A 19369-nucleotide genomic window follows, 5' to 3' on the forward strand; every position below is an offset into this window, starting at 1 on the left:
GGCCTTGCAAGCATACTTTAAAACTATTTCCACTTAAGTACTCATTTACCGTCCCATCGGGGTCATACACAATAAGCAAGCTTGAGCAACCTAATGATTTAGGTTCATAACGTCTTGAAATTCAACGAACAGCTTCCGTTTAAGCCTAACTTGCTCGCATCAGCAACCATTCATTATATTTTATTTTTAATTTATTGCATTAAATAGAAGATTATACGATAAAATAATAAAAAACAAAAATAATATTTGAAACACATGCCATTAGAACCTATTTTTGACTTATTAGCATCCGATACAGCGAAACAAGATATTGTCTAGCATTAATTCTACTGCCTTCATCCGTTCATTGACGCATTAAGACCGAACTTATCTTATGTCTATCAACCGTCGAGACTGGCTCCGGGCCAGCCTATTGTCTGGCCTTAGTCTGACTGCCGCTCCTGCCGCCTTTTGCGAACCGGAACAAGAAATCCCCCTGGGCTACAAAGCCCCGAAAGGCCCTCTGAAAGCTCGATTGTCAGCGAATGAAAACCCGTATGGCCCATCGCCGAAAGTGCTCAAGACCATTACCGAAGCGGCTCCCGACGGCTATCTCTACGCGATGGAGCATGCCCGCAAATTCCGGAAACTGGTTGCCGATACCGAAGGTGTACCCGAAGAATATGTGCTGCTGGGTGCCGGTTCGGGCGAGTTGCTGACAGCCGCTGCGCTCTGGGCGGCTTATCGACCCAACCGCGTCGGCGGACCGGCCGGACGGACCATTGTAGCGCCTGATCCGACGTTCGACCAGCTTCCCCGCGCGGCCATGAAACATAATGTCACCATTGATCGGGTTCCGCTGGTGGCGGCTGATGGCTACGACATCAACCTGAACAAACTGAACGAACGGGTGAATGCACAGACGGGTATGGTGTATCTCTGCAACCCCAACAACCCGACGGCTATTATCGTCGATCCATCCAAACTGCGGGCGTTCTGCGAATCGGTAGGTGCCAAAACCCCGATCCTCGTCGATGAAGCCTACATCGACTACACACCCGATCCGAAAGCGTATTCGATGGTCGATATGGTGAAAAAAGGCCACAATGTGATCATCACCAAAACCTTCTCAAAAGTCCACGGCTTTGCTGGATTGCGTACGGGCTATATGATCGCCAAACCGGAATTGCTGGAAGAAATCAGCAAGTTTGCTACGGGCGGTGGTTGCATCAGCATGACGACCCTGCGAGCAGCTATGGTCAGTTTACAGGATAAAGAGTTCATCAACTACTCGCTCGGCAAAGCGAAAGAATCGAAAGATTTTCTGTTGGGTATTCTGAAACAAACTAACTACGAACCACTGCCATCGGGCGCTAACTTCGTAATGTTCCCCATCCGTATGAAGGGCGAAGATTTCGTAACCCGCATGATGGACCAGGGCGTGAGCATCCGCCAGTGGAAGTTCGATGGTCAGTACTGGTGCCGCGTTAGTCTCGGCACGATGGACCAGATGAAAGCCTTCGCCGATGCGCTGAAACTAATTTCGTAACGTTCAACCTTCCTCTTTTTTAATGATAGAATGATTGAATAAAATAGCTTGCGCCAGCTTATTCAATCATTCAACAATTCAATCATTCTATCATTACCTTAATAGGTACACATTCACTGACTGTTTGACCTCGTCCAGGGTTCGGTCGGGTTGTTTGAACGGGGCTGGAATGGGTTGTTTTGAGAATGTTTGCAGGTAAAGTACCCAGGCATCGCGCCACCAGATTGCTTCTTTTTGTTGGGTAGTCAGTCGGGAAGCTACATCGGTAAATGTTTCGGGGGCGACCACATTTTTGACCTGTGCCCATTCCTGCTGCATCCACCGTACCGAATCGGCTCCGGTGTAAAAATGCGTACAGAGTTCATCCCACAGGGTTCGACCAGTCGACAGCTTTTTAGTCCAGGGTACATGATGAAACCAGAGTAAGTAGGAAATGGGACAGGTTTCGGGATTGCTCCACTGCTGCTGCACCTCGGGTCGGTATTGCTCCAGTGCCCGGCTTCCCGAAGTGGTCCGGTCGAAGCCAACGCCATTGGAATCGGCTCGGTGGTAATAAACGGCGGTCCAGTCAGGCCGTGGGCTTCGGGCTTGCCAGGGTTCGGGGGCAAAGTGAACGCCCGTCCAGGGCCGCGAAAGCCCCATTGGTGTATTGTAATTGACGTAAATATCCCGCGATTTTTGCATCAGGTTCACAATCCGTTTGGTAGCCTGCGGTTCGTGCGTCAGCGTCATGGCCACCCACTCGTTGGCAATGGCTTCCGACGATAACGTATGATCCCAGGCCAACCGTCCAAAGGCATACCAGTTGGCTTGCGCCATCGGGTGCCCCGTCCAGTTCAGGTTCGAGCCCGTATTGGCAACACCTGCCATCACACTCATCGAATAGCCGTGCAAGCTTCCATCCACTACCTTCGCCACGGTAGAACCTTTGCCGTTCACATACGTGTCGGCCTCCAGACATTCTTTAAACAGGGGTGCTTCGTAGACCAGATGCGTAGCAAAGCCCAGGTACTCCTGCGTCAACTGGAATTCCATCCCTAACGGTGTTTTGGGCATATTGCCGAACAAAGGGGAGAAGGGTTCACGCGGTTGGAAATCGATAGGGCCGTTTTTTACCTGTACAATCACTTTTTTGTCGAACTGGCCATCCAGAGGAACAAACTCTTCGTAGGCTGCTTTGAATCGATCGGCTTTGGGGTCGGCTTTGTAAACGAACGCTCGCCAGATCACCACGCCATCGTATGGTTTCAGAGCTTCAGCCAGCATGTTAGCCCCATCGGCATGCGTACGACCATAATCCTGCGGGCCGGGCTCCCCTTCGGAGTTGGCTTTGACCAGAAAACCGCCAAAATCGGGAATAACTTTATAGATATCCTTCACTTTATCGGCCCACCACTGGCGTACCTGCGGGTCGAGCGGGTCGGAGGTTTTCAGGCCACCCAGGGTTTTAGGAGCGGCAAAGTAAACTGACAAGTACAACCGAATACCATACGGCCGAAACACGTTGGCCAAGGCCGCCACTTTCTCGATGTACTCGGTCGTCATGAACCGGGCACTGGCATTTACGTTGTTCACCACCGTACCGTTGATGCCAATGGATGCATTGGCACGCGCATAATCCCGATAGCGCGGGTCGATGCGCTCGGGCAGTTCATACCATTTCCAGAGCGACGAACCCGCATACCCCCGCTCAATAGAGCCATCCACATTATCCCAGTGATTGAGCATTCGAAATTCAACCTTCGGGTTACTCATCAACGACATATTTTGAATTGGCTGAAGGGTCTGCATCTGCCGCAATAGCACAAACGCACCGTACAACACGCCAGCGTCCGACTTGCCGGAGATAATTAGATTACCCCCTTTCGACTCAATCCGGTAGCCTTCTTTGTTTAGGGATTGTACAGCAGCATCTGTTGCATTTACTGATAAAATAATACCGCCTGTCCGGCTGCCAGCACTGCCAACAATGGGAACTGTTTTCCCTAACAAGCCCTGCAAGCCCATCTGTAATTCGTCGGCGGCTGATTTCAGAATAGGACTAGCCGCTTTTGTGGCTATATATTGGGCCGTTTGTGCATACATCTGACGCTTTGCTACGTCGTTGATGAGATCATATTTTAGCCACAGTCGATAGCCATCGGCATAAGCTGGGTCGTTGGCAAAACCCTTTAGTACCGAAGCCAGGGCTATCAGAAGGGTTACACTAATTCGTTTATACGTCTTTGTCATTCTGTTTATCAGCTTTCTACAAGCTACCTAATCTGAACATGAGTATGCACATTTACCGAAACCATACCCTCGCGGATCGAAACTTTAATTTTAAACTGGTTTGACGCTAAAAATCTACTCAGCACGGAATCATTTTTGGCATTGAATCGCGCTAGAGGCTGCTCGCTGAACCGTGGCACGGCTGTTACAGACATCTTATGATCTGGGATGAAATCAGCCGTGCCACGGTTTTGTGGTGTCGGTTGCTAACAACCGACACAGCGAGGTTTCTCAAAACCTCACTAAGCCAGCTTGATGAACCGACACCCATTTCAGTCTTATGGCCTCTAAAAACAAGTAAGGTCTCCGACAGAGCCAGAGACCTTCACCAAACCAACCTATGATAAACAGTATTTCAGAAAACCGTAATTGTGCCGGTCACTGCTAACCTGTATGTAATAGGCTGATTTAGCCATTTCGTACCCTTCCGGTCAATAATTTTTTTGCGCAGTAGGCATCTTCGGCCTGGCTGTTATTTTTACAAAAGTCAACTACTAATCAATTCGTTAACACAGCCCAATGACAACCATGAAAAAAGTACTCTACACTCTTGCCGTAAGCGGCTTAACCCTTCTCCTCTCAGCCACGCTTCCAGCCAACCTTACCAAACTGACCGAAGGAATGGCTGACAGACCCGGTCAGCAAACCCCCTCGTATCCGTTCTCACGCGCCATGCGAGCCGGTGATTTCGTCTACATATCCGGGCAGATCGGCGTTAAGGCCGACGGTAAACTAGCCGACGGCTTTGAAGCGCAATCGAGACAAACCATGGACAATATCGTCGCGGCTTTGAAAGAGCAGGGACTGACCACGGCCGACGTCGTAAAATGTACGGTGATGATTGGCGATATGGCCAAATGGCCGGATTTCAACACCATCTACCGGGGCTACTTTAAAGAAGGGCATTTCCCGGCTCGTAGTGCCTTTGGAGCCAACGGACTGGCCTTAGGTGCCGCCCTCGAAGTGGATTGCATTGCCTACGCTCCGCTGAAGGGCAAAGCGAAATAGTAGGCGATTACGGCTCACGGCTCGTCCGCGATTGCATCGCGGATGCGCGAGGTTCGCGTCTGCGACGCGCAGGACAGTCAATTCATGTAGCATCGCGTCACAGACGCGGACCTCATCCATCCGCGATACAATCGCGGACGAGCCTTATACTTACTAAACCTTGTGAGACCTCTCCCAATTAATGACGTGACAATCCGATCTTGTCAATCGTCTGACGTAGTGTCGTAGCCCAAATTGTATAGCCTTTTCTGGCTAGATGGATGCCATCGCCCGAGTAAGCGCCAGAGACCAGGTTGCCCGTGTTGGCATCAATCAAGGCTGCTGATGGGTCGCAGAAGAAAACGGTTTTGTTGTCGACGAATGGCTGAATCTGCTGATGGACTACCGTATATTTTTTTCGTTTGTCGTCGTCGGCAGTTGTACCAGCGGGCAAGGGCCCAACCAGCACCAGCTTCGCCTGTGGTAGTTTCCGACGGAGGGCTTTCAGAATGGCACCGATCCCAGCGGTAATGTCTTCAGCTTCGTCTTCCCGGAAGTTATTGACGCCAATGGTAACGACAACCAGTGCCGGATTGGCTTTGGTAAAGTCCAGGTTTTCGACACGCCAGAGCAGGTGCTGTGTTTTATCGCCCGAAATAGCCGCGACGCCGTATCGATACCCCGCCAGCGCACTGTCGAACGGAGCCTGACCAGCATGATGAACAACTAAACTGCGCTTGCCGATAGCCTGCGTAATGGAGTTGCCCATCAGCAAAATATCAAGCTTACCTACGCTGTCGAGCGTTTGCTGAATATTGCTGTAGTTGTCCCACCAGTCATTACCCGGTTTCCACCCACCAGCCGACCGATACTCTGAACCCGGCATAGCCATCAGCGCATAGTGTGGATACTGCCCCGATGCTTTCAGAATAAAATCAACAATGGGCGACGGATTCGGCAGACTATGTGGATGATGGTTAACGCCCGGCTTATGGATGACGGTAATCCGACCACCGAGTGCCAGCGCCTGCTTTTCAAACGGTTCGGTATTCTCGCTGACGGGTACAGCATCGTCGGCATCACCCACCACGTGCAGCATCGGAAAGTTACCTTTGACAATCTCGGGAACCCTATCGAGCGGATTACCTTTAAACTGAAGGGCTTCTTCTTCTGATTTCAGGCCGTAGTCTTTCTTGAAAATCTCCCAGTCGCTGGGGCTCCCCTTGCTTTTTCCTTTACCACCCGGCCAGCTTTCCAGGTCCAGTACCGGCGCGTCCACATACACGCAAGCTACTTTCTTCGGGTTTTCGATAGCCCAGTTATAGGCATAGACACCGCCCCGGCTCAAGCCTTCCAGCGCAACTTTATCGGCCAGTCCAGCTTTATGCATGTATCGGTAAAATTTGTTCCAGAGCCCAATGGCTTCGGCATTGCCAAAGAGTTCGGCCACATCGCAGTAGACCAGATGAAAGCCGTGGTCGAGCAGGGCGATGTCGGTTTGCGGCTCATGCCCCCAAAAACGCGCCCGCCAGATCCAAGGCTTATCTTTCGCTACAATTCTCGGTTTAACCACCTTACAGGCCCGCCCTTCGAAGGTAAAGTCGGCACAGTCGTAGCCATAAAACGACGTTATTTTTTTGGGCTCTTTGATCTTCCGGAAAATGTCGAAATCAGGCTGGGCTTTCGTCGTAACCACTTCGTACAACCGACGGGCAATGCGGGTCATCACCAGCGAAGCCGGGTGGAGTTTATCCGGAAATAACAGGCTATCTTCCAGGGTCAGCGAATGCAGATCGACCAATTCCAGCTTCTCCTCAAAGGCCACCTGCCGAATTCGGGGCAGGATGTGCTTTTTAATAGCGGCTTCGGTCTGGCGAGTCGTATCGGTCAGAAAGGAAGCGACCGGCAGCAAGAGCACAATGCGGGGGTGGGTCGGCAGGTCTTTAAAGGATTGAACCAGTGCTTTGTAATCGGGAATAAACTGGTCGATCTTCAATCGGTAAGGTAATCGGCTGTCATTCGTTCCCAGCTTGATGAGTACAATATCAGGGTTGCTTTTCAAGGCTTCCTGGTATTTGTCGGTTGACGTATAAGGTGCTGTTGTCTCCCGAAGTACCGTTCGTCCGCTGACGCCAAAATTCATGACCTCATAACCCGAGCCAAGCAGATACTGGAGTTGAGCCGGAAATGAGTTCTGCTCCCGATGCGTCAGTCCAGCCCCATATGTAATGCTGTTGCCCACACAGGCAATCCGAACAACTTTCTGGGCTCGAACCGTAAATGAGAGAACCAGTAAAAAAGCTAACGAGAGCGAAAAGCGCATAGTAAAGAGTGATTAACGGCTCAATATCGAAAGAAGAATGGAAAGCAGTTTGTCCGCGATTACATCGCGGATGGGTGAGGTCCGCGTCTGTGACGCGACAATATACAGATCGCCTGTCTTTCGCGTCACAGACGCGATTCTCGCCCATCCGCGATTGTATCGCGGACGATCAGTGGACGAGTTGCTTCAACGAGTACTTGCCGTGTTTTGCTTGTCGAAATACTGGCGCATGAACAGCAACTGGTACGTGATGGCATTGGTCCAGTAAGTCCAGTTGTGGCCACCGGGTCGGGTGATGTAATCATGTGGGATGTTTCGCTCCAGTAGTTTCTCATGCAGGTTGTTATTGACCCGGAAAAAGAAGTCTTCGCTACCACAATCGATAATCAGCGACAGTGAATTAGGGGTAAGCAAATGGAGTAAATTTATGACCGTATTCTGCTCCCATCGGTCGGGGAACTGCGCATAGGTACCCAGCCGTTTGGCCATGTCCCAGTTGTTCGGAAATGGTCGAATATCGACGCCACCACTCATACTGCCTGCTACCCCAAATACATCCTGGTGGCGCAAAGACAGATACAGAGCGCCATGACCGCCCATGCTCAGGCCCGTTATGCCCCGCCCCTGACGGCTTTTGATGGTTTTGTAATGACTATCAACCCAGGGCACCAACTCGCTGGCTACGTAGGTTTCATACTTAAACGACGGATCGGCGGGACTATCCCAGTACCAACTACCGAATGCGCCATCGGGACAAACGACAATCACCTGGTTTCGTTCGACAAGCTGGGCCATATTCGGTGATTTTTTAGCCCAGTCGCTGTAGTTGCCGCTGTAGCCATGCAGCAAATAGACGACTGGAAACTCGGTTCCGACGGTATACGAATCGGGCGTCATCACAACGGCCTTGATGGTCTTTTTCATTGATGGACTGTAGGTATCCACCGTATCAATCTGAGCCGCCAGACAATAGCTGCCCAGGGATAAAAAACTAAGAATAAGTAGCGAACGAAAGAAGGTCATGAAGTACTGGTTTAAACAAGAAAAGCAACTACGCTTGTTAAGAAACGAGTCGGCTGAACCTACCCATACTGATTCACGATTACCAAACCTATAGACAGCCAAGATGTCAAGTTTCCAGTCGTTTTACCGGATAATTTGTAAAATTTTCAGACAAATTATCCGGTAAAATGGTCGATTAGTTGACAAATAAGGAAGCAGTTTAAACTTTTAAAGGAAATTCAAAAATGCGTGTTTTTGTCATGCTTCCTGCGACTACGCGTCCCGGTCAGCATGACAAAAAAAGCTACCCGGTTTTAATGAAATTTGAAAAGTTTAAACAGCTTCAAGATCACTTTTTGACATACTTATCCATAAAGGCCAGATACTGCGCCCAATCGTAGGCCGTTACATCGTGTCCTCCAGTTCGGATATGGTAGCCAATTTGCCCCTGGACGGCCTGGTTTAGAGGTGGGCGCTGTGTAGTAGGCAATCGCCTAGCGCCCTCGGATCGGTATCGAAAACCTCAAATCGCATCTGGGCAGGTTTCGCTGGCGAATAACCATACATCTGGCTGGTAAACAGTTCCAGTAATTCAGGGCGTCGCTGAGTTCGCCATTATTTTACGGAAGTAACCCGTCTCCCATTAGTCAATACGAGTGGATCAGGCAATGGCGTTTGTTGCTGCGCCTGTAGTACCTGAGCGTATCCGTATAGAACCGCGAAAAAGGCAAGGGTTTTATTCAGCATTTACACGTTGGTCGTTTTCTGTTCAAGTGCTTTCCGAACGGCCGGCGCCACTTTTGTTCCGAATAACTCAATAGCGTGGAGCGTTTTGGCGTGGGGTGTACCATGCCCGCTGATCATCTGCGCCAGATAGCGGGTGTTGCCAAACAATTCATGGAAATACAGAATCTTGTCGATAATCTGCTGCGGACTTCCGACCATAAGTGGGCCATGTTGCCGCATCTGTTCGAAATGCATGCGGGTAATGGGCGACCAGCCCCGTTCCCGACCAACCCGATTCATCAGCAGTTCGTAAGGCGGAAAAAACTCATCGGCCGCCTGCTGCGAAGTGTCGGCAGCATAAAACTGTGAATTGATTCCTAACTGCAACTGGCTCATGTCGTGCCCAGCCCGTTCGGCCGCCTGACGGTACAGATTCACAAATGGAACAAAACGGTCAGGTGTACCGCCCAGAATAGCCAGCATCATCGGCAGATTCATCGTTCCGGCCCGAGCCGCTGAAGCCGGAGTTCCGCCTACGGCCAGCCAAATGGGCAATTTCTCCTGGTAAGGTCGCGGATAAACACCCCGGTGCGGAATACCCGCCCGGAATTTACCCGTCCAGTCGATGACTTCCTGTTCGTTGATGTTGACTAGTAAGTTCAGTTTTTCGGTGAACAGATCGTCGTAGTCTTTCAGGTCGTATCCAAACAAAGGAAACGACTCGATGAACGACCCTCGACCCGCCATGATCTCCGCCCGTCCGTTGGAGATCAGGTCCAGCGACGCAAAATTCTGAAACGTCCTGACCGGATCAGCCGAACTCAGTACGGTTACCGAACTCGACAGCCGTATGTTTTTGGTAATGGCAGCTGCAGCCGCCAGAATCACCTCCGGGGCCGAAATAATGAAGTCGGGCCGGTGGTGTTCGCCCAGCGCAAACACATCCAGCCCGACTTCATCAGCCAATTTTATTTCTTCGAGAATTTCCTGCATGCGCTGGTGCGCATTGATCGCTCTGCCCGATACACCATCCGGTACAATTTCGCCAAAACTGCTGATGCCTAATTCCATGATTGTGGTTGCTGATATGCTGTACAATCACTTACCCGTTCCGACAGTTCCTCACACCGAACAAATCGATGGATTAGCGGCCCATCCAGCCTCCATCGACGGTCAGAAGCGTACCGTGGACATAAGCACCAGCATCGGAAGCCAGGAAAACAATCGGCCCTTTAAAATCGGATGGATCGCCCCAGCGACCCGCCGGAATTCGGTCGAGAATAGATTTAGACCGGTCGGGATCGGCCCGTAAGGCAGCCGTGTTGTTGGTGGCAATGTAACCGGGCGCAATGCCGTTGACGTTTACCCCTTTCGAGGCCCATTCATTGGAAAACGCTTTTACCAAACCCGCTACGGCACTTTTACTGGCCGTGTAACCGGGCACCGTAATGCCGCCCTGAAAGCTCAGCAGCGAACAGGTGAAGATGACCTTACCGGCTCCTTTGGCAATCATGTCTTTCCCAAATTCACGGGCCAGAATAAACTGGGCATCCAGGTTCACCGCGATCACCTTATCCCACCAGTCATCAGGATGTTCGGCCACGGGTTTACGCAGAATCATCCCGGCATTATTAACCAGAATATCGACCGAGTGAGCCGCTTTTACTGAATTAATAAATTGATACAGTCCTTCCCGATCCGATAAATCGACTTTATACCCGCTGAACTGACGACCCAACTCTGTAACGGCCTTCTGGGTATCGCTCAGGTCGCCCGTGTTGGCCGTGCTGATAATATCGGCACCTGCTTCGGCCAGTGCGATGGCCATAGCCTGCCCTAATCCGGTATCGCTTCCGGTCACTAAGGCTGTTTTACCGGCCAGATTAAACTGTTCTAAAACACGCATGAAGAATTAACTAGAGAAGCTTTTGGAAACACTTACTAGGTAAGAATAGTCGTTCGGGACAACCGAATACCCTTGAAAACCGTTTTTTTGTAACAGATTACCGTTTAACAACCTGAAGAAATATGCCCTTATTCGTCATCGTCCGTCACGGCCAATCGCAATGGAATGCAGAGAACCGGTTTACGGGTAATACCGACACGCTACTAACTGACCTTGGGCGGCATGAAGCGCGCGAAGCCGGGGTACTTCTTAAAGCCCATCAGCCGCCTGATTTTGGTATCGGTTTTACATCCGTACTGCAACGAGCCGTTGAAACTATGGCTATTATTCTGGATGAAATTGGCCAGGCCGATTTACCGGTCGAACGAAGTGCCGCCCTGAACGAACGCATGTACGGCGATTTACAGGGAATGAACAAAGCCGAAGCCGAAGAGCGGTTTGGTGCCGATCAGATATTCTGCTGGCGACGCAGCTATACGGAACGCCCTCCGCACGGTGAAACACTGGAGGAAACCCGGACTCGGGTGGTGGCTTATTTCCAGTCAACGATTCTACCGCATCTTCAGGCCAATCAGTCGGTTCTGGTAGTAGCCCATGGGAATAGCCTGCGGGCCTTGTTGATGGAGCTGGAGCATATCAGCCCAGAAGACATCGAGAAAGTAGAGTTAGCGACCGGAATCCCACGTCAGTACCATTACGATGTTGAAACGGGAGAATTTCAGTTGCTACCTAAGTAGTTTAAACACAGAGACGCAGAGAACACGGAGGGAAAAATTAAAACTCTGTGTTCTCTGCGTCTCTGTGTTTAAACCATCATTTCACAGCGATTACTTCAATTTCGATCAGCACATCCTCGCGGACGGTTTGTGAAACACCTTTTTGCTCAACCAATTTAGGCGACTGTGCAAAATAGGATGCTTCTACAGCCTTAACCGACTGCGCGTTAACGGAACTCACCTGAGTAGTACCAGTTGCTTCTTTTACTGAATACGTAATCTGGGTGATGTCCTTAAGGGTCATATCTACCGTTGCCAGCGATTTTTTTATATTTTCAAACACCTGTCGAGTCTGCGCCGTCAGGTTACTGGGGCCTACCAATTCCCCAGCGTCGTTGAAGGGACGCTGCCCACATATATACACGATTTTTCCAGGAATACCCGGTTCAACTTTATAGAGGTAACCCATAGGTACCTTAGGCAGGGCGGGCGTCTGTGCCTGGCTGCACGAAGCCAATGCCAGCCAGATGAGCACATTACGAAAATAATTCATCGAGGTAATATCTAGTAGTTCAATGGTTCAAGTTTCAGGTTTACTGTTTACTCACTCGTTCGTAGCGAGGTGCTGGTTTGATCATCTTCGCCGTTTGTATACCCATTACCGGGTGTAGAGTCGGGGTCCGATTGATCCGCCGTAAGAATCTGTGCCCGATTGGTAAACATACCTGCCGTTGTTACCTGAACCGTAAACGTTACACTAGCCGATTGCCCAACGGGAATTTGGGCAATCGTTCCACTGACCACCAATCCGTTGACAGTCATCCCCGATGCCGAACTCACAAACTGCAACCCGGCAGGCAATGTATTGTTCAACACGACATTGGTTGCCGCTAATCCACCCTGATTTTGAACAGTAAGCGTCACGCTGAACGTTTGGCCTACGCGAATCACCTGGCTGCTTAACTGCATACGCAAGCTCAAATCAGCTTTGGCCGGATTGGGCGCCGGTTGGTTCGACTGAACCGGCGGCAAAGGCCCCTGATTCGGATTGGGCGACACATATACAGCCGAAGACGCGTTTTTTGTTCGTAAATCGACCTGTGCTTCGTCAGATTCGCCATTGCCAGTACCATTATTCGGGGTTGCATTGGCCAGCGGACTGGTCGAAGCCGACAAGTCGGCAGCGGCCACATAGGTTCCTTCAGCGGTCAGTCGGGCTATGTATCGCCGGGTCATAAACGCACCCGACGGAAGCCCACCGACGGACCCATTTACGACATTATTAGCCGCATTCAGATTATCTGTCGACGATACGAAGTTCATATTTGGCGGCAGCCGATTTTGAATGGCAAATGCGCCCACATCGCAACCGCCCGTGTTCTGAACGGAAAGCCATAAACTGACCGTATCGTTGACAGCCACCACCCGCCGGGAGGTTTGCATCGATAGGCGCAGGTTTGCGGCAGCCAGGCTAACCGTTTGCGATGACGGATTCGACAAACAACCGTATACCGGGTTTTTAGCCTGTACACTGTACGTACCGGGGGCAGTTACCGTAATTGACGTGGAGGTAACGCCAGTACTCCACTGACTTGGCCCGGAATAGGATGAGGTAAGTCGTAACCCCGTACCGTTACAAATAGACAGCGTTCCGGTATTCGATGAGATGGTTGGCGCAGCAGGCTGAACCGTTGATGGCACAACAACTGCAGGTGGAAAATATACTTTGTTTTGCGCCGTGAGCAGCCGGGCCGAATAGGTACCCGCGCCAACCGTCAGGCTACTGGCACTATTGCCCGTATTCCAGATGTACTGATAGCCACCGGGTTGGGTCAACGTAAGCTGATTGGAAGATGCGCAGGAAATGCCCGTGAGCGGCTCCGTCTCGGCCGGATACGGTGAAATACTGGCCAGATACGCATCACTAATCGCATTAGACCAGGCATCGCCTACTTTCGTTTGGCCCGATGGTGAAAAATGGATGCCATCGGGTCGATCATCGAGCGAGTTGACATTATCGAGGTCGGGGCCCTGGTAGGCCATATTCCCGGGTTTACCAATAATTTGAAACTGGGCCGACCGAACATTATCGAAGCGGGCGCCAACAAACGACGAAAGCGCAACAATACAGGCCAGGTTCGGTTTGCCGAACTCCCCCCGGATTTTATCGATCACTTTCTGATAATATTTCGCCGTTGAGTCAGTTGGGTTATCCCGGTCGTTTTCACCGTGTTGAATCAGAAACGCCCGTATGCCGGTACTTGGCACATACAGGTTCATCAGGTTCCGAAAATTGGCATAGGGCATGCGTAAATCATAGCGAACAAACGAATGCTGAAACGGAATGTCGTAGGCAGCCCAGTAGGTTTGCTGCATGTTGGTGCCACCAAATCCAGCATTGTACATCAGAACAGGGACATTGATCCGCTGTACCAGTACATCGCCCATATGTGCCCAAAACCACGGAACACTGGCAAAGGGCGAAAAGCCACTGTTCGACTGCAACTGACTAAATACCATACCCGGCAGGTAACGCGTATCGGCGGTGTTGAGATACTGCTGCTGATAAACCGTTCCATTATTGTCAACCGGCACAACGGTCACCCGGTCGTCAGTAGCTCCCGGAAGCGACGGGCACATGTTGACGCCATTTACCGTACAACCCGACCCCTGCGCATTGGAATGGCCCATAATGGCAAACACCTCGCCTACCCCGAAACGATCTACGGAGTCTGTCGCCACAACCACGCCACCGCTTAAACCCCGCACATACACACTGTACCACCCTCCCCGAACGGTGAGGGTCCCATTGAATTGCCCATTGGTTGGATTGGTCTGGATGGTTGTCCAGGGAGTTGTTGTTCCCTGCCCTGCCACACGAGCAACGGCCCTTGCCTCGATGGCATCCAGCGGTTGTGCGTAGCTACCGGCTATCTGTACGGCGGCCTGATTGGCATTGTTACGCTGTACTACCAGTCGACTAACCGGGAAAGTAATTTTGACCTGTGCATTTGCTTGAAATGCGCCAAAAAATAAGGACACGAGTGTTACATACACCGCCACAATCGCCCGCACATCCATAATGTAAACACATATAGAATTTTATCAACTCTATATTTCCCGTTATATTAGTTCAGTGCAAAAATTATAGTAATATTTTAAACAAAAAAGGTATTTAGTGATAAAAGTTTACCGTTTAATCATAATCTGCTCATTATGAAACTTTTACACTGCATATTATATCTATCAAGTAGATTACTAAAACACAACCGCTTAATCAATGATTAGTTAATTAGTATATTATTTTGTATACTATTAGTTAACTACGTTTAAATGTCCATTTTTCCCTGTGAGGAAAACCTGATACGCATCTTTTCGATAGCTATGCACCTTATTTTTCAGGCAATGCAGTAGTGCTTCGGGTCAATAATAAACCGAATAATAACCCTATACTCAAGTCGAGAAACCTGATGATTTGCCAGCCCGATAGCGATGGTATATCGCCTTGCTGGCTAGCTTAGGCCGTTGTTGGCGTTAGGGTGATGATGATCGATTTGGAAGTAGGTGTATTACTTTTCTCCGCCGTCGAATCGATAGGTACCAGCACATTCGTTTCGGGGAAATAAGCAGCGGCACAGCCTCTTGGGATATTGTAGGAAACCAGCACAAATCGATGGGCCGTCCGCGTTTTGCCGTCATAATGACTATGCAAGTCTACCACCTGTTTTTCGTGCAGACCCAGATTGGCCATATCGTCGTGATTGATAAAGACAACCCGCCGTTCGTTGTGGATACCCCGGTACCGGTCGTCGTTGCCGTAGATGGTCGTGTTGAACTGATCATGGCTGCGAATGGTCATCAGCATCAGTTCGCCGGGTTGCAGTTGGTGGTGCGTGGGTGTATTGATCGTGAAGTGCGCTTTCCCATCAGCCGTTTTGAATTCTCGGACACGCGGGCCGTTCGGAATGTAAAAGCCTCCCTCCTGACGTACTTTTTTGTTGTATTGGTCAAAACCGGGAACAACCTTCTCGATCAGGTCGCGGATCAGATCATAATTCCCCACCAGCGCATCCCAATTGATGTTGGGACGTCCTAACGAATCAACCGATGCCCGTGGATTATTTCCCAGGGTTGCTTTGGCCAGTTCCGCAATAATAGCCACCTCACTTTTCAACGTCGACACAACCGGCTCGACTACTCCATGCGACTGGGCCACTACGCCGGTTGTACTCTCACAACTGACAAATTGCTCACCAGATGCCTGCATGTCCCGATCCGTACGACCCAGGCAGGGCAGAATCAGCGCGGTTTCACCATGAATCAGATGGCTCCGGTTCAGTTTGGTCGACACATGTACGGTAAGTTTGCATTTTTTTAAGGCTTCGGCGGTGTAGTTCGTGTCGGATACGGCCATAGAGAAATTACCACCCAGGGCGAAGAATACTTTTGCTTTCCCTTCATGCATGGCCTGAACGGCCTTTACGGTATCATAGCCATGCTCGCGGGGCGGTTCAAAATCGAACGTCTTTTTGAGTGCGTCCAGAAACTCGGGTTTGGGCTTTTCCCAGATACCCATCGTTCGATCACCCTGTACGTTGCTATGACCACGAATCGGGCTGGCCCCTCCCCCTTCAATACCAATGCTTCCTTTCAGCAGGAGCAGATTAATGACTTCATTAATTGTGGGCACCGCATTCCGATGTTGAGTCAGTCCCATCGCCCAGCAAATAATCAGCTTGCGGGTATGCTTAAACAGGTCGACAGCTTCCTGAATCTGAGAAATGGTCAGTCCACATTGCGTCGCTAAATTGGAGAGGTCAAACTGATCCAGACTTTTCACAAAATCGTCGTAACCGGCGGTGTATTGCTGGATGAAAGCATGGTCCAGCACGTTGCCAGGCCGGTCGGCCGTTGCGGCTTTTTTCTCTTCTTCCAGCAAAAGCTTACACATCGCTTTCAACAGGGCCATGTCGGAGTTGATGGGCACTTGCAGGAACAAATCCGCCATTTTTTCGCCCCCAAACAACACATCCCGTGGACTTTGTGGGTCACGGAATGCCAGCAATCCGGCTTCGTGCAAGGGATTGACGGCAATGATTTTGGCTCCGTTACGCTTGGCTCGTTCCAGTGGAGTTAGCATACGTGGAGCATTTGTACCGGGATTTTGGCCCATAATCATGATCACGTCGGCCTTTTCGTAATCTTCGTATCTGACCGACGCTTTCCCTAAGCCAATCGATTCTGTCAACGCTACACCAGTCGACTCATGGCACATGTTGGAACAATCAGGCAGGTTGTTGGTACCGTACATCCGCACAAAAAGCTGATACAGAAAAGCCGCTTCATTACTGGTCCGACCCGACGTGTAGAAAACCGCTTCGTTGGGCGAATCGAGGGCATTGAGCTGATCGGCAATCAGCCGGAATGCATCATCCCAGGCAATGGCTTCATAATGCTGTGCGCCCGGCCGTAAAATCAGTGGCTGCGTCAGACGCCCCTGCTGACTTAACCATAAATCCGTTTTTTGCAGTAACTCGGCTACCGTATAGCGCTGAAACAACACGGGCGAGGCCGTATGCTTGTTCATGACTTCTTCAGCAACCGCCTTAGCACCACTCTCGCAGTATTCAGCAATTCGGGAGCGGTGACCATCGGGGTCAGGCCAGGCACAGGACGGGCAATCGAAGCCATTTTTCTGATTCATGTTGACGAGTGCTTTCCAGCCACGCGCCAGATCGGCCCCTTCAAAGACGTGCTTAAACGATTGAATCACTGCGGGTAACCCAGCGGCTTCATCATATGGCTTTGTTACCTCAAGCTGGCCAGTGAGTTCTTCGGGGGGCGTGTTGGTATTCATAAATCAGATCGAAATGAATGATAAGGGTCTAAAATCCAACTGAATTGATTACGAAGCAACCAACCCAATATCGATGGAATGTTTCTGCGCATCGGCACTATGTGCAAAGTAACAATAAGGAATGCCCAATGCCTCAATTCGTTTCAATATGGCTTCGGTTTTGAGTTTATTTTTTGCCCGTACCTGTCGGATATATACGCACCGAATCTGTGTCGGGAAATGTTCAGCCACCGACGCGTAAATAGTTGGATCTTCCTGCGTATCGTCGCCCAGGAGCACAAATTGCTGCTGCGGATACATTTCCAGAATGCGCACAATCCGCATAAATTTCGTCATGTGTTTTCCCTGTCCTGTTTTCAGGACTTCGGCCAGTCGTTTGAGCGGACTCAGCAGGTACACGCCAGTGGGCAACCCATTTTTCTTCGAGAAGTCGATGATGTAGTCGTACAGATTCCATTCGCTGCTCGACACGTAAAAGAACGCATTGGTCGCATTAGGGCCGCTGTTGGCCTGAGCGAGAAGTTGATAATGCGCTACAACCCCTTCGAATGGGGCTCGGGTATGGGCATTTTTCGTAATCAGTACATTCAGGCGTTTCAGCAAATTAGCCGAGTGCGACACCAGAAACGTATCGTCAATATCCGAAATACAGACAAACGGGGTCGGATCGGGCACCAGCACCTGTCCTTCACCTTCAGCCGATACCTCGTCGGTCAGTAGTTTTACCCGAATGGTATGCCAGCCCGATGCGAGTGGTTTACTTAAGGGAACATCGACCCGGAAATAGCCATCTGTATCGGATTGCGTATCAACCGATTGCCCGTCGACAACAACCTGAACAGTCGCCCTGGGGTAAGGCTGGACTAAAAAAAGTCGAATCAGGCCAAACAGATTAACCCATAGGCTACTGCGATACTTAATCCGGGGCAACGCACTTCGCTTTAGCGCACTGCCATGAATGGTAAGCTGCTGGGCATTGCCAAAACTACGATAAACCTTTACGGTTGGCTGGTCGGTTAAACGCAACCACGATAAAATATGACCCTTCAGCTTACCCTTCAGGCTTAAATTTTGTTTAGGTATCAATTGAACTTGCGTGGCTTCCATAGCGCATCAATCAGTACATCCCATCTATAACTCATAATTCACGGAGAAGTTGACTTTTTTATTCATAATTAATCCCGTTTCGGGCGGGCACGACAAATCAGACTGGGAAAAACGTATCGATGAATTCTTTACCGATAAGCCCTATACCGTTCACCGCTGCTACCTCGACGGCAAGACCGATACCGAAACCATCCAGAAGCAACTCGCTCAAGGCAAACCCGACCGGGTCGTGGCTGTTGGGGGCGATGGAACGATCAAACTCGTCGCCGAACAGTTGCTCGATAACCCTATCCCACTGGGAATCTTGCCGGGAGGGTCGGCCAATGGTATGGCTAAGGAGCTGGGAATTCCAACCGATCTACAGAAAAGTCTGGAGTTGCTGATTGACGGGAAACCCAAACCCATCGACGTTATTTCGGTAAACGACGACATCTGCCTGCACCTGAGCGATATTGGGCTGAATGCGCATATCGTAAAATATTATGAGCAGAACAATTTACGTGGCAAACTGGGCTACCTGCGAAGCGTTCTGAACGTGTTGCGTAAACGACGGTTGCTTCGACTGGAAATCAAGACCGACGACGAGTGTGTGCAGCGGGTTGCCTTTATGGTAGTGCTGGCCAACGCCCGTATGTATGGCACCGGAGCCGTTATCAATCCCGATGGCGACCCCTCTGACGGACGCTTTGAAGTTGTCATTTTTCGGCGACTATCATTCGGTGAGATCCTGAAACTGTTCTGGCGTTTCCGGCCTTTCGATCCCAAACACATTGAGATTTACCCGGCCACGTCTGTCACCATCGAGACCCACAAACGCGCTTATTTTCAGGTAGATGGCGAATACCGGGGCCGCATCACCAAGCTCTCGGCCCAGATTAAACCCGCTGCCTTAACCATGATTTTACCTGAACGAACGAAAGAAGCAACGAGCGGGTAGTGAGGTTTT

General features: G+C 50.4%; 15 protein-coding genes. 4 read left to right on the forward strand and 11 right to left on the reverse strand.

Annotated features, from left to right (window positions below; genetic code table 11):
- Positions 1-373 precede the first annotated feature (373 nt).
- Positions 374-1528, forward strand: coding sequence for a pyridoxal phosphate-dependent aminotransferase (locus tag ACYVFD_RS35105; protein ID WP_461095293.1), 1155 nt, complete (start codon positions 374-376; stop codon positions 1526-1528).
- Positions 1529-1621: 93 nt separating this feature from the next.
- On the opposite strand, the gene ACYVFD_RS35110 is transcribed toward ACYVFD_RS35105, so the two are convergent.
- The gene (locus tag ACYVFD_RS35110; protein WP_461095294.1) at positions 1622-3760 is read right to left on the reverse strand and encodes an alpha-glucuronidase family glycosyl hydrolase; all 2139 of its coding nucleotides are present in this window, start codon (positions 3758-3760) and stop codon (positions 1622-1624) included.
- Positions 3761-4327: 567 nt separating this feature from the next.
- Between ACYVFD_RS35110 and ACYVFD_RS35115 the strand changes: the two genes are divergently transcribed.
- On the forward strand, positions 4328-4807 hold the full coding sequence (locus ACYVFD_RS35115; protein WP_461095295.1) for a RidA family protein: 480 nt from the start codon (positions 4328-4330) through the stop codon (positions 4805-4807).
- A gap of 178 nt (positions 4808-4985) precedes the next feature.
- Here the strand turns inward: ACYVFD_RS35115 and ACYVFD_RS35120 are convergent, their stop codons facing one another.
- The 6 genes from ACYVFD_RS35120 to ACYVFD_RS35145 form a co-directional block, all read right to left on the reverse strand.
- Positions 4986-7109, reverse strand: a complete 2124-nt coding sequence (locus ACYVFD_RS35120) for a GDSL-type esterase/lipase family protein (protein WP_461095296.1) — start codon at positions 7107-7109, stop codon at positions 4986-4988.
- 186 nt (positions 7110-7295) lie between these two features.
- Complete coding sequence (locus ACYVFD_RS35125) at positions 7296-8132, reverse strand: alpha/beta hydrolase (RefSeq protein ID WP_461095297.1); 837 nt, start codon at positions 8130-8132, stop codon at positions 7296-7298.
- Between the two features lie 328 nt (positions 8133-8460).
- Positions 8461-8601, reverse strand: a complete 141-nt coding sequence (locus ACYVFD_RS35130) for a hypothetical protein (protein WP_461095298.1) — start codon at positions 8599-8601, stop codon at positions 8461-8463.
- A 125-nt stretch (positions 8602-8726) separates the two neighbouring features.
- Positions 8727-8858: a hypothetical protein gene (locus ACYVFD_RS35135; protein ID WP_461095299.1), complete on the reverse strand. Its 132-nt coding sequence runs from the start codon at positions 8856-8858 to the stop codon at positions 8727-8729.
- A complete protein-coding gene (locus ACYVFD_RS35140; protein WP_461095300.1) occupies positions 8859-9908 on the reverse strand; it encodes an Atu2307/SP_0267 family LLM class monooxygenase in 1050 nt (349 codons plus the stop codon).
- A gap of 73 nt (positions 9909-9981) precedes the next feature.
- A complete protein-coding gene (locus ACYVFD_RS35145) occupies positions 9982-10743 on the reverse strand; it encodes an SDR family NAD(P)-dependent oxidoreductase (protein WP_461095301.1) in 762 nt (253 codons plus the stop codon).
- Between the two features lie 122 nt (positions 10744-10865).
- Here ACYVFD_RS35145 and ACYVFD_RS35150 point away from each other — a divergent pair, with 122 nt between their 5' ends.
- Positions 10866-11480 carry a 2,3-bisphosphoglycerate-dependent phosphoglycerate mutase gene (locus ACYVFD_RS35150; RefSeq protein WP_461095302.1) on the forward strand — a complete coding sequence of 205 codons (615 nt, stop codon included), beginning with the start codon at positions 10866-10868 and terminating at the stop codon, positions 11478-11480.
- A 76-nt stretch (positions 11481-11556) separates the two neighbouring features.
- Here ACYVFD_RS35150 and ACYVFD_RS35155 read toward each other — a convergent pair whose 3' ends face one another.
- From ACYVFD_RS35155 to ACYVFD_RS35170, 4 genes are all read right to left on the reverse strand, one after another.
- On the reverse strand, positions 11557-12012 hold the full coding sequence (locus ACYVFD_RS35155) for a RidA family protein (protein ID WP_461095303.1): 456 nt from the start codon (positions 12010-12012) through the stop codon (positions 11557-11559).
- A gap of 47 nt (positions 12013-12059) precedes the next feature.
- Positions 12060-14540, reverse strand: a complete 2481-nt coding sequence (locus ACYVFD_RS35160) for a DUF11 domain-containing protein (RefSeq protein WP_461095304.1) — start codon at positions 14538-14540, stop codon at positions 12060-12062.
- 436 nt (positions 14541-14976) lie between these two features.
- A complete protein-coding gene (locus tag ACYVFD_RS35165) occupies positions 14977-17316 on the reverse strand; it encodes an FdhF/YdeP family oxidoreductase (RefSeq protein ID WP_461095305.1) in 2340 nt (779 codons plus the stop codon).
- A 48-nt stretch (positions 17317-17364) separates the two neighbouring features.
- Complete coding sequence (locus ACYVFD_RS35170; protein ID WP_461095306.1) at positions 17365-18423, reverse strand: App1 family protein; 1059 nt, start codon at positions 18421-18423, stop codon at positions 17365-17367.
- A 49-nt stretch (positions 18424-18472) separates the two neighbouring features.
- Between ACYVFD_RS35170 and ACYVFD_RS35175 the strand changes: the two genes are divergently transcribed.
- Complete coding sequence (locus tag ACYVFD_RS35175) at positions 18473-19360, forward strand: diacylglycerol/lipid kinase family protein (protein ID WP_461095307.1); 888 nt, start codon at positions 18473-18475, stop codon at positions 19358-19360.
- The last annotated feature ends 9 nt before the right edge of the window (positions 19361-19369 follow it).

It is taken from the genome of Spirosoma gilvum, assembly GCF_054776815.1.

Bases quoted from the DNA above. Each gene is read 5' to 3' on its own strand.
- ACYVFD_RS35105 (WP_461095293.1), top strand. From the start codon at position 374: ATGTCTATCAACCGTCGAGACTGGCTCCGGGCCAGCCTATTGTCTGGC.
- ACYVFD_RS35110 (WP_461095294.1), bottom strand. From the start codon at position 3,760: ATGACAAAGACGTATAAACGAATTAGTGTAACCCTTCTGATAGCCCTG.
- ACYVFD_RS35115 (WP_461095295.1), top strand. From the start codon at position 4,328: ATGAAAAAAGTACTCTACACTCTTGCCGTAAGCGGCTTAACCCTTCTC.
- ACYVFD_RS35120 (WP_461095296.1), bottom strand. From the start codon at position 7,109: ATGCGCTTTTCGCTCTCGTTAGCTTTTTTACTGGTTCTCTCATTTACG.
- ACYVFD_RS35125 (WP_461095297.1), bottom strand. From the start codon at position 8,132: ATGACCTTCTTTCGTTCGCTACTTATTCTTAGTTTTTTATCCCTGGGC.
- ACYVFD_RS35135 (WP_461095299.1), bottom strand. From the start codon at position 8,858: ATGCTGAATAAAACCCTTGCCTTTTTCGCGGTTCTATACGGATACGCT.
- ACYVFD_RS35140 (WP_461095300.1), bottom strand. From the start codon at position 9,908: ATGGAATTAGGCATCAGCAGTTTTGGCGAAATTGTACCGGATGGTGTA.
- ACYVFD_RS35145 (WP_461095301.1), bottom strand. From the start codon at position 10,743: ATGCGTGTTTTAGAACAGTTTAATCTGGCCGGTAAAACAGCCTTAGTG.
- ACYVFD_RS35150 (WP_461095302.1), top strand. From the start codon at position 10,866: ATGCCCTTATTCGTCATCGTCCGTCACGGCCAATCGCAATGGAATGCA.
- ACYVFD_RS35155 (WP_461095303.1), bottom strand. From the start codon at position 12,012: ATGAATTATTTTCGTAATGTGCTCATCTGGCTGGCATTGGCTTCGTGC.
- ACYVFD_RS35160 (WP_461095304.1), bottom strand. From the start codon at position 14,540: ATGGATGTGCGGGCGATTGTGGCGGTGTATGTAACACTCGTGTCCTTA.
- ACYVFD_RS35165 (WP_461095305.1), bottom strand. From the start codon at position 17,316: ATGAATACCAACACGCCCCCCGAAGAACTCACTGGCCAGCTTGAGGTA.
- ACYVFD_RS35170 (WP_461095306.1), bottom strand. From the start codon at position 18,423: ATGGAAGCCACGCAAGTTCAATTGATACCTAAACAAAATTTAAGCCTG.